This is a genomic window from Pseudomonas sp. TNT3 (genome assembly GCF_010095445.2).
GTDB lineage: Bacteria > Pseudomonadota > Gammaproteobacteria > Pseudomonadales > Pseudomonadaceae > Aquipseudomonas.
The window spans coordinates 1-10,911 of the sequence record NZ_WFGV02000098.1; the positions used below are offsets into that span (position 1 = coordinate 1).

General features: G+C 60.2%; 10 protein-coding genes and 1 pseudogene. 5 read left to right on the forward strand and 6 right to left on the reverse strand.

Going from position 1 to position 10,911, the window contains the following annotated elements:
• The first annotated feature begins 350 nt into the window (after positions 1 to 350).
• The 5 genes from GBC55_RS28850 (at position 351) to GBC55_RS28870 (ending at position 6,897) form a co-directional block, all read left to right on the forward strand.
• Positions 351 to 1,490 (forward strand): Fic family protein, encoded by a 1,140-nt coding sequence (locus GBC55_RS28850; RefSeq protein ID WP_162441035.1) that lies wholly within the window; start codon positions 351 to 353, stop codon positions 1,488 to 1,490.
• Between the two features lie 253 nt (positions 1,491 to 1,743).
• Positions 1,744 to 1,986: an exodeoxyribonuclease VII small subunit gene (locus GBC55_RS28855; RefSeq protein WP_003228627.1), complete on the forward strand. Its 243-nt coding sequence runs from the start codon at positions 1,744 to 1,746 to the stop codon at positions 1,984 to 1,986.
• A complete protein-coding gene (gene ispA, locus GBC55_RS28860) occupies positions 1,983 to 2,870 on the forward strand; it encodes a (2E,6E)-farnesyl diphosphate synthase (RefSeq protein ID WP_162441034.1) in 888 nt (295 codons plus the stop codon). The genes GBC55_RS28855 and ispA overlap by 4 nt, the downstream gene beginning before the upstream one ends.
• A 92-nt stretch (positions 2,871 to 2,962) precedes the next feature.
• Positions 2,963 to 4,861, forward strand: coding sequence for a 1-deoxy-D-xylulose-5-phosphate synthase (dxs, locus tag GBC55_RS28865; protein ID WP_162441033.1), 1,899 nt, complete (start codon positions 2,963 to 2,965; stop codon positions 4,859 to 4,861).
• Between the two features lie 152 nt (positions 4,862 to 5,013).
• Positions 5,014 to 6,897, forward strand: a complete 1,884-nt coding sequence (locus GBC55_RS28870) for a TonB-dependent receptor (protein WP_162441032.1) — start codon at positions 5,014 to 5,016, stop codon at positions 6,895 to 6,897.
• 150 nt (positions 6,898 to 7,047) lie between these two features.
• Here GBC55_RS28870 and GBC55_RS28875 read toward each other — a convergent pair whose 3' ends face one another.
• The 6 genes and pseudogenes from GBC55_RS28875 to GBC55_RS28900 all read right to left on the reverse strand — a co-directional run.
• On the reverse strand, positions 7,048 to 7,848 hold the full coding sequence (locus tag GBC55_RS28875; RefSeq protein WP_162441031.1) for a cobalamin-binding protein: 801 nt from the start codon (positions 7,846 to 7,848) through the stop codon (positions 7,048 to 7,050).
• Positions 7,848 to 8,267, reverse strand: a complete 420-nt coding sequence (locus tag GBC55_RS28880) for an MFS transporter (RefSeq protein ID WP_162441030.1) — start codon at positions 8,265 to 8,267, stop codon at positions 7,848 to 7,850. Before GBC55_RS28880 ends, GBC55_RS28875 begins: the two co-directional genes overlap by 1 nt.
• Positions 8,264 to 8,881: a GTP cyclohydrolase II gene (gene ribA, locus GBC55_RS28885; RefSeq protein ID WP_162441029.1), complete on the reverse strand. Its 618-nt coding sequence runs from the start codon at positions 8,879 to 8,881 to the stop codon at positions 8,264 to 8,266. Before ribA ends, GBC55_RS28880 begins: the two co-directional genes overlap by 4 nt.
• Positions 8,882 to 9,168: 287 nt before the next feature.
• On the reverse strand, positions 9,169 to 9,903 hold the full coding sequence (locus tag GBC55_RS28890) for a transporter substrate-binding domain-containing protein (protein ID WP_162441028.1): 735 nt from the start codon (positions 9,901 to 9,903) through the stop codon (positions 9,169 to 9,171).
• Positions 9,904 to 9,926: 23 nt separating this feature from the next.
• Complete coding sequence (locus GBC55_RS28895) at positions 9,927 to 10,430, reverse strand: phosphatidylglycerophosphatase A (RefSeq protein ID WP_056743666.1); 504 nt, start codon at positions 10,428 to 10,430, stop codon at positions 9,927 to 9,929.
• Positions 10,427 to 10,911, reverse strand: a pseudogene (locus tag GBC55_RS28900) (thiamine-phosphate kinase); the annotation flags it as partial. The pseudogene GBC55_RS28900 and the gene GBC55_RS28895, both read right to left, overlap by 4 nt.

Here is a 10,911-nt window from a genome sequence, read left to right on the forward strand (position 1 = left end):
GACAACTCGGCCGTCGGCTCGGCGCTGGCGGCGGTCGCGCCGAGCCAGGCGATCAGCAGTAAAAGAAAGGAACGCATGTAACGCCTCCTGCCATGCACAACGAAACCTTGCGCCTGATCCTCGGCGCGTAACAGATAAAAACTGTGTTTCGTCAGAGTGACCCGTGACTGACGGGTCGTTATTGGGTGGAGGTTAGCGATGTGATGGTTTTTTAACAATCGGATGCCTGTTGATTTGCGGCGCGGGTCACGCTCGTGACTGGACGATGAGCCGATTAGGCGTCATATTCGGCTCACCGCATGAGCCGAATAATTTTGTATTCGGCTCATCTCCTTAAGAGAAGTGACCTCATGGCACCTCAATGGATCTGGCAGCAGCCTGATTGGCCGAATTTCAACTGGAAAGCCGAACACCTGTCGCCTTTGCTGCGTGAGTGTATTCAGGCCCAAGGACGGTTGATGGGTATGTCCAGCTCGGTGGGCAGTTCGCTGAGCGCGCAAAGTGAGCTGGATGCGTTGCTGCAGAACATCGTTACGTCATCCGCCATTGAAGGTGAACAGCTGAATGTCGGCTCGGTGCGATCGTCCCTGGCGCGGCGATTGGGGCTGGAGCAGATCGAGGGTGATCGTGTCAGCCAACGCAGCGAAGGGCTGGCGCAGCTGATGCTCGACGCCACGCAGAGCTTTGCGGAACACCTGACAATGGAGCGCTTGCTGAAATGGCATGGGTGGCTGTTTCCGGACCAGGCTATGGAATTTGTGCCGCGCGGGATCCGTGTTGGCACATTACGCGGTGATGAACCGATGCAAGTCGTGTCCGGACGACTCGACCGACCGACTATTCACTTCGAAGCACCGCCCCGTCTGGGGCTGGAGCTGCAGCTCGATACCTTTCTGGATTGGTTTGAAGTCAGTCGAACCCAGACGGACCTCGATCCGTTGCTACGAGCCGGTATTGCGCATTTCTGGTTCGTGACACTGCATCCCTTCGACGACGGCAATGGCCGACTGACGCGAACCATCACTGACCTGGCATTAGCACAGGGCGAAGCCCAAGCCATTCGTTTTTACGCCATGTCAGCGAGCATCCTTGAAGATCGCTCCGGCTATTACCGCGTACTGGAAAACAGTCAGAAAGCCACATCGGACATCACCGAGTGGCTGGAGTGGTTTCTACAGACCCTGCTGCGTAGCCTGCAGCAGGCCATCGCCCGAATCGAATCGGTGCTGGCCAAATCGCGCTTCTGGCAGGCGCATCGGGAGTCCGGGCTGTCGGCCGAGCAGATCAAGGTATTGAACCGCTTGCTGGATGGTGGGGAGCGAGGTTTCGAGGATGGAATCAGCGCAGCTCAATATCAGGCTGTTTCGAAGGTGTCCAAAGCGACTGCAACTCGTCATCTCACCGACTTACTGGAGAGGGGTTATTTGAAACGGCTCCCGGGTGGCGGGCGCAATACTCGATACAAGATAAATTATCCCGATGATGTTTGAGCGACAGACAACCTGTGGCGAGAGGGCTCGCTCCCGCTCGGCTGCGCAGCAGGCGTAAATTAATTACTGCGGTACTCCTGAGAAAGTCAGTTGGATGGTTTTGGGGCCGCTACGCGACCCAGCGGGAGTAAACGCCCTCGCCACAGGGTCGTTTTCAGCGTGGGACGGAGGCTCAAACTACCCTGCTCATTTGCCCATAACCCCCATGTCTGCTAGTGTCGCGCCGGTTTAACGTCAACCGGAAATAGCCGCCATGGCCCGCAAAAAAGCTGCACTGGATTTCGAACAATCCCTCGCTGACCTGCAAACGCTGGTAGAGCGACTGGAGAACGGCGAGTTGTCGCTGGAAGACTCGCTGACGGCTTTCGAGCAAGGCATCGGTCTGACCCGCGATTGCCAGGCAGCGCTGGCCCAGGCTGAACAAAAGGTTCAAGTGCTGCTCGAGCGCGATGGCGAGCTCGCCGAGGAACCCTTCGACGCGGAACAACCAGAATGATTGCAGCGTATTCGGCGACCAGCCAGGCTCGGGTCAACGCAGCACTGGAACTCCTGTTCAACGCGCCGAGCCCTGAGCTTGCACGCCTTTACGAAGCGATGCGCTACAGCGTGATGAATGGCGGCAAACGCGTTCGCCCGCTGCTGGCCTATGCCGCGTGCGAAGCATTGGGAGGTCCGGCAGAACAAGCCAATGGCGCAGCCTGTGCGGTCGAACTGATTCACGCTTATTCCCTGGTTCACGACGATTTGCCGGCCATGGACGACGACGATCTGCGTCGCGGCCAGCCGACGACCCACAAAAAATTCGACGAAGCGTGCGCGATCCTTGCCGGTGACGGTTTGCAGAGCCTGGCCTTCAGCGCCCTGCTCGACCCGCGTTTGAGCACGCTCGATGCCGAGATCCGCCTGCAAATGGTCAGCGCCCTGGCATTGGCAGCCGGTCCCGAGGGCATGGTCGGCGGGCAAGCCATTGACCTCGGTTCGGTAGGCCTGAAGCTCGATCAGAAGGCCCTCGAATATATGCATCGGCACAAAACCGGGGCATTGATCGAGGCCAGCGTCAAACTCGGCGCCCTGGCCAGCGGCCGTGCCGAGAAGAGCGAACTGAAGTCCTTGCAGACTTATGCACAGGCCATCGGCCTGGCTTTTCAGGTTCAGGACGACATTCTCGACGTCGAAAGCGATACCGAAACCCTGGGCAAACGCCAGGGAGCGGACATCGCCCGCGACAAGCCGACCTACCCGGCCCTGCTGGGCCTCGATGCAGCCAAGGCCTACGCCCTGGAATTGCGCGATCAGGCGCTGCACGCACTGCGACCGTTTGACGCGGATGCAGAGCCGTTACGCGACCTGGCGCGCTATATCGTCGAGCGGCGCAGCTGAAGGCGTATCCACCAAGTTAAAACCAACGCGTGGGCAGGGGGCGATGCATCAGGTAAACTGCCGCATCTTTTATACCTATAACGATTCGCCTGATGCCCACGACGTTTCATGAGATTCCCCGCAAGCGCCCGACCACGCCCCTGCTCGACCGTGCCAACACGCCGGACGGCCTGCGCCGGTTAGGCGAAGCCGAGCTGGAAACCCTGGCTGATGAGTTGCGCCTGGAATTGCTCTATACGGTCGGTCAGACCGGCGGGCATTTCGGTGCCGGCCTGGGTGTCATCGAGCTGACTATCGCGTTGCATTACGTTTTCGACACCCCGGATGACCGGCTGGTGTGGGACGTGGGTCATCAGGCTTATCCGCACAAAATCCTCACCGGCCGTCGCGAGCGCATGGGCACCCTGCGCCAGAAGGACGGCGTCGCTGCTTTTCCGCGTCGTTCCGAGAGCGAGTACGACACCTTTGGCGTCGGCCATTCCAGCACCTCGATCAGCGCAGCGCTGGGCATGGCCATTGCCGCCCGCCTGCAGAACAGTGATCGCAAGGCGATCGCCGTGATCGGCGACGGCGCGTTGACCGCGGGTATGGCGTTCGAGGCGCTGAACCATGCGCCGGAAGTGAACGCCGACATGCTGGTGATCCTCAACGACAACGACATGTCGATCTCGCGCAATGTCGGCGGACTGTCGAATTACCTGGCGAAAATCCTTTCCAGCCGCACCTACGCCAGCATGCGCGAGGGCAGCAAAAAGGTCCTGTCGCGCCTGCCGGGCGCCTGGGAAATCGCCCGCCGTACCGAGGAATATGCCAAAGGCATGCTGGTTCCCGGCACGCTGTTCGAAGAACTGGGCTGGAACTACATCGGCCCGATCGATGGCCACGACCTGCCGACCCTGATCGCCACCCTTCGCAACATGCGCGATCTGAAAGGCCCGCAGTTTCTGCACGTCGTCACCAAAAAAGGCAAAGGCTTCGCCCCGGCGGAAGTCGATCCGATCGGTTACCACGCCATCACCAAACTCGAACCGGTCGATGCCCCGGCCGCTGCGCCGAAGAAAGCCGGCGGACCGAAGTACTCAGGCGTTTTTGGTGAATGGCTGTGCGACATGGCCGCTGCCGATCCGCGTCTGGTCGGCATCACACCGGCCATGAAGGAAGGTTCCGACCTGGTGGCGTTCAGCGAACGCTTCCCGCTGCGCTATTTCGATGTGGCGATTGCCGAACAACACGCCGTGACCCTGGCCGCCGGCATGGCGTGCGAAGGCGCCAAGCCCGTCGTGGCGATCTACTCGACGTTCCTGCAACGGGGCTACGACCAGCTGATTCATGACGTCGCGGTGCAAAACCTCGACGTATTGTTCGCCATCGACCGTGCCGGCCTGGTGGGCGAAGACGGTCCGACCCATGCGGGCAGTTTCGATCTGTCGTTCCTGCGTTGCATCCCCGGCATGCTGGTCATGACCCCGAGCGACGAGAACGAGCTGCGCAAGATGCTCAGCACCGGCCACCTGTACAACGGTCCGGCAGCCGTGCGTTATCCGCGCGGCAACGGTCCGAATGCCACCATCGAAAAAGACCTCGAACCGATTGAAATCGGCAAAGGCATTGTTCGCCGCCAAGGCAGCAAAGTCGCCTTGCTGGTATTCGGCGTACAACTGGCCGAAGCGTTGAAAGTTGCCGAGACGCTGGACGCCACCGTGGTCGACATGCGTTTCGTCAAGCCATTGGATGAAGCACTGGTCCGCGAGATCGCCGGCAGTCACGAGTTGCTGGTGACCATCGAAGAGAACGCGATCATGGGCGGCGCCGGTGGTGCGGTCAGCGAATTCCTGGCGCGCGAGAATATCCTCAAGTCGATGCTGCACCTTGGCTTGCCGGACATCTACGTCGAGCACGCGAAGCCGGCGCAGATGCTGGCTGAGTGTGGGCTGGATGAGGCCGGGATCGAGGCTTCGGTGCGTCAGCGCCTGGCGCTGCTGAACATCTGAATCTCTGGATACATGCAACACCCTGTGGGAGCGAGCCTGCTCGCGATGGCGGACTGTCAGTCGACTCAAATGTTGACTGACACACCGTCATCGCGAGCAGGCTCGCTCCCACATTTGATTTGCGCGCATCGAAAAATACCAACGGATTACCTATGAAACTTTCCCGCCTCGCTCTGACGCTGACGCTGCTGCCGGCCGGTCAACTCTTGGCCGATACCTTCGAACGCGACCAGGCCCTTAAGCTGCCTGATGTGCTGATCAGCGCCAATCGCCAGGTCGAGGCCCGTAACGACAGCAGCGCCGCCAACACCGTGTTCACCCGCGAAGACATCGACCGCCTGCAACCGAACAGCGTTATGGACTTGCTGCGTCGCGTGCCGGGTGTGCAAGTCGGGCAAACCGGCGGGCGCGGCAGCCTGCCGGGGATTTACCTCCGCGGCACCAAATCGGCGCAGAGCCTGGTACTGGTGGACGGCCAACGCATCGGCAACTCGACCTCCGGCGACAGTAACCTGCAGCACATCAATATCGAACAGGTCGAGCGCGTGGAAGTACTGCGCGGCTCCCGCTCGGTGATTTATGGCAGCGATGCGATTGGCGGGGTGATTCAGATTTTCACCCGCCGGGGCACCGAATCGGGCCTGCAACCGCGCCTGCACGTTGGTTTTGGCAGCAACCAGACCTGGGAGCGCAGCCTCGGACTGTCCGGCGGCGATGAGAAAACCCGCTTCAATCTTGGGGCCAGCCTCGATGAAACGGCCGGGATCAATCGCACCCACGAGTCGTATCCCAGCGACGGCGACCACGATGAGTACCGCAATAAATCGGTCAGTTTGAGCCTGAGTCACGCCCTCACCGATGACATCGAAATTGGCGCCAACGTGCTGGATAACCGTGGAAAAAGTGAGTTTGACAATCCGTTCGGCCGCTTCGACTTGGACACGTTCGAGTCAGTCCAGCAGCAGCCCTACAGCGATTTTGCCGTGAGCAGCATCAGCAGCTACGTGGACGCTCGGGTTAATGACCTGTGGAAAACCCGCATCGAGTTCGGCCACAGCGAAAACCGCGAAAAGACCCTCGATAAACTCAGCGATGAACGCAGCGTGTTCAACACCTACCGCGATTCGGTGAACTGGCAGAACGACCTGACGCTCGACGATCGCAACAGTCTGATCCTTGGCGGCGACTGGTACGAAGACCGCATCAACAGCAGCACGCCGTTCGACGAAGACAGTCGCTGGAACCGCGCGGCGTTTATCCAGCATCGCTATCAGGCGGACAGTTTCTCGACGGAACTGGGACTGCGCCGCGACCAGAACCAGCAATTCGGCGGCCAGAACAGCTGGAGCGGCACGCTCACCCTGCCGCTGAACCCGGACAACGATGTGCTGTTGACCTACAGCGAAGGCTTCCGCGCGCCGACCTTCAACGACCTGTATTACCCGGATTTCAGCAACCCCGATCTCAAGCCGGAAACCTCGAAGAGTTACGAACTGCAATGGCGTAGTCAGTTGACCGAGACCAGTCGCCTGGAAGCTTCGTTGTATCGCACGGACCTTGAAGACGCGATTATTTTCGGCAGCAACACACGACCGCAAAACGTCGCCTCGGCACGCATCAACGGTTTCGAGGCGGCATTGAAGCAGGAGTTGTTCGGCTGGCAGAGCAACCTCGGCGTGGCGATCATCGACCCACGGGATCGAGACAGCGGGCACACCCTCGCCCGTCGGGCGCGGCGCACCTTGAGCCTGGATCTGGATCGGCAGTTTGATCGGCTGGGTCTTGGCGCGAGCTGGCAGGCGGTGAGCAGCAGCTATGACGATGAAAACAACCTGCAGCCGCTGGGAGGATATGCGTTGGTAGGGTTGCGCAGCAGTTGGGCATTGAATCGCGAGATCCAGCTGGAGCTGAAGGTGGATAACCTGCTGGACAAGGGGTACAGACGTGCGCTGTACAGCTATGACGGCAGTCAGTATGGGTATCACGAGGAAGGTCGGGCGTGGATGTTTGGGGTGACCTGGACGCCGGAAATCTGAAAAGTAACACCCCCTGTGGTGAGGGGATTTATCCCCGTTGGGCTGCGAAGCGGCCCCAATTTACCGGCAACCTATAAGTTTCATGTACACCGCGCTCGATGGAACACGACTGCTTCGCAGCCGAACGGGGATAAATCCCCTCGCCACAGGTCAGCGATCAGGCGCAATCAGCTTACACAGCTTTGCAGTCGCTTCGATCATCTGCCCGCTCGGCCGCTCCAGGCCTTTATCCATCACAAGGAGCAACTGCCCGTGCGCCACGGCGGTCACTTGTGGCCAGGCTTTCCACACATCGAGTTGCGCCTGATCACTGGCCAGGATCACGTCGGGATTTCGCTGCAGGACCGCCTCGACGCTGACCTGAGGTGCAGGTAGCGCCAGGTCGGCAAACACATTGCGTGCCCCGCACACTTGCAGCGCATCGCTGATGACCTGCCCGCCACCGACCGTATACAGCGGCCGATCCCATACCTGATAAAAAACTCTTAACGGCTCATCCCGCCGGTAGCGCTGACGCAAGGAGTCCAGTCGCTGGCGCAGGTTCGCTGCCAACACCACGCCCCGTTCGGGTCGCCCAAGTTGTGTGGCAATCGCCTCGATCTGCCGAGTGAGTTGCTCCAGGTTATGGGGTTCGGCTACGTAAGTGGGGATGTTCAACCGCGCAAGCTGTTCACGTTGCGCCGGGCCGACGCTGCCGGGCCAGAGCAGCAGCAAGTCAGGTTTCAGACTGAGCAGGCGCTCCATGTCCAACTGGCCGTAGCGACCTACGGAAGCAAGGTTCGCGATCTCGACAGGACGCTCGCCGGCATCCAGCACGCCTACCAGCAGGTCGGCCGAATGCAGTTCAACGACGATTTCCGAGAGGGATGGGGCAAGGCTGACAACCCGCTCTACCGCAATAGCTGAGCCACTGACGGCCAGCAACACAACCGCCAGCCAATGACGCAGCATCAGCCGAGTTGACGCGGAATACGGTAAAGGTAGAACAGCACCATCGTCGACAGCGCCAGCAACATCAGCGGCACGGCTTCCAGACCGACGAAAACCGCCAGGGCACCGATCCAGGCGGGCAACGATGCAGCCAGGAACGCCACACGACGCTTGGCGGCCAATGCAATCCAGGCGGCGGGCTCTTCAGGCGTATCCAGGGCTTTCTGGGTGGCGATCAGCCCGTGCTTGTAGCCACCAAAAAATTTCAGGCTGACAAACATCGAGGCAACACCGGCAATGAACATCGGCATTGCCAGCACCGGCAGGATCGCCTCGCTTTGACCGAAGACGCCGTTGATCACGAACAGTGGCAACAAGGCCAGCGCCAGGTATTGCCACCAGTTGACGGACAGTCGCCGCCGGACCTGACCGCGCGTCACGCCCGACCCACCTCGCCCTGATGCTCGTTGCCCATCATGTGGTCGAGCTTGCTGGCCTTGGTAGCCAGGTAAAGTTTGTTGTGCGGGTTGTGCCCGGTGTGCAGCGGCACGCGCTCGGCGACCACGATGCCCATGTCGGTCAAGGCTTTGACCTTGCGTGGGTTGTTCGTCATCAGTCGCAGGGACTTCACGCCCAGATGCTCAAGCATCGGCAGGCACATGGCGTAATCACGCTGGTCGGCGGCAAAGCCCAGGCGTTCGTTGGCTTCAACAGTATCGGCACCGCCGTCCTGCAACTCGTAGGCGCGGATCTTGTTCAGCAGGCCAATACCACGGCCCTCCTGACGCAAGTAGAGCAATACGCCACGGCCTTCACGGGCGATGGCTTGCAACGCCGCCTCAAGCTGCGAACCGCAGTCGCAACGCTGGCTGAACAAGGCATCGCCCGTCAGGCATTCAGAGTGCAGCCGGCCGAGTACCGGGGCACCATCGTCGAACTCACCCAGACTCAGCACGACGTGCTCGCGGCCGTTTTCCTCATCGAGAAAGCCGTGCATGGTGAATTGCGCAAAAGGCGTTGGCAGCTTGGAAGCGGCGACAAAAACGACAGGCACCGGTGTGCTCCTGATCTAAAGGTACTGGAGATTCGCAGACGCGGCATTGTAACAGCAGGTTCCAGCAGACGCTTAGGCTGAATTATGGGGCATAACAATCAAAATGTTTGATCTCAAAGGCCCGCGACCTGTGCAACGCCCACCTTGTAGCAGCTGGCGAAGCCTGCGTTCGGCGGCGCAGCCGTCGTAAAACCTGACGACTCGGTCAGTCTGACCCTCCGCGTGGTATGAATTAACGACGGCTGCGCCGCCGAACGCAGGCTTCGCCAGCTGCTACAGGGTTCTCGTTAATTCGAGTTGAATGGATAGGGTTGTTTCCAGCGTTCGAAGATCGGTTTCAGCTGACCGCTTTTGACCAAATCGTCCATGCGTCGATCGAACAGCGCCATCAAGGAGCGCGCCTGAGGTGTATTGGCGAAACAGAGGTAAAGCGGCAATTCCGCGATATGTGTCCGGCGGAACTGCGACGGATCCTTGGCCCGACTGACCACATAGTCCACCTCGGTCAGCGCGTCGATGTAGTAGTCCGCGCGGTCGTGGGTGAGCATCGACAGGATCCCGGTACGACGGATGACTTCGTTGTACCGATGCACGTTGGGCAGGTAAGCCTGGTATTGGTAACCCCGAACCCAGGCCAGCCGGTAATTGCCCAAGGTTTCCAGCGTCGGCGCCGGGTTACTCGCCAGCCCCAGGGCGTAGATGTGGTCGGTATCGTAATTCCAGCGCGGATAAAGCAGCTCGCTCACTTCATCCCGATAACCGCCGACGCAAGCGTCCACTTCGCCGCGCTGTGCCAGGCCGATAGAGCGTGTGTAAGGTTCGGAGCGGATGTCCAGTTTGACGCCGGCGGGCTCGAAAACTTCACGCAACACGTCCCAGGCCAGGCCGTGACCATCGGCGGCGGTGTAGTCTTCCCATTCTTCGCTGGCCAGATGAATCACAGAGGGTGTCGGTGTTTCGCCCGCCTGAACCAGCGAGCAAAACAGTGCGAAAATAATCATCGCCAAACCGCGTCGAGCCATCCCTTGTCCCCCTGATCAGTCCCTCAAGCAAAAATCCACACCAGGCCTTGCATCCCCAGCCAGGCAAATACACCGGCCAATACATCGTCAAGCATGATCCCTACGCCACCGTGCACATGCCGGTCGATCCAGCGAATCGGCCATGGCTTGAGGATGTCGAAGAACCGGAACATCAGGAACCCCGCGAGCAACCAGTACCAGCCTTCGGGCACCAGCCACAGGGTGATCCACATGCCGACCATCTCGTCCCAGACGATACCTTCGTGGTCGTGTACCCGTAAATCGTCGGCCACCTTGCCGCACAGCCAAAAGCCGAACAGCATGGTGATGCCCAGCATCAGCCAGTAACCCCAGTCGGGCAGCATCTGCCATAGCGGGATAAAGGGTAGCGCGACCAACGACCCCCAGGTGCCCGGTGCTTTTGGCAGGGTGCCCGAGCCGAAGCCGAACGCCAGGAAATGCCATGGATTGCGCCAGACCGACGGCGGTACGAATTCCGCCGGGACCTGTTTGGGATGATCTGTCACGGTGTCTCCCGAAAATGTTGGTAGCCCCGGGTTTGCGGGGTGATGTCTTGTCCATCGGCATCCAGCAGCATGACGCCATGCCCCGTTACTACACGTCCGACCACATGGATGGGCCAGCCGTCGGCCAGCAATGCCGGCAACTCGACGGACGGTAACGTGAAAGCCAGCACATAATCGTCACCGCCGCTCAAGGCTGCGGCTTCGGCACCCGATTGGCCGAGGAAGGCGACCAGGGCTTTGGACAACGGCAACTTGTCCTTCACGACCTCAATGCCGACCTTTGACGCGAGGGCGATATGCCCGCAATCGGCCAGCAGGCCATCGGAGATATCCAGCGCCGACGTGGCCTTGCCCCGTAGCGCTTTGCCCAACTCAAGCTGCGGTTGTGGTGACCAATAGTGCGCCAGCAGCGGATCGGCGATGGCTGCCTCGGCCGTTCGCTGGCCAAGCACCAGCGGCAAGGCGCCTGCGGCATTGCCCA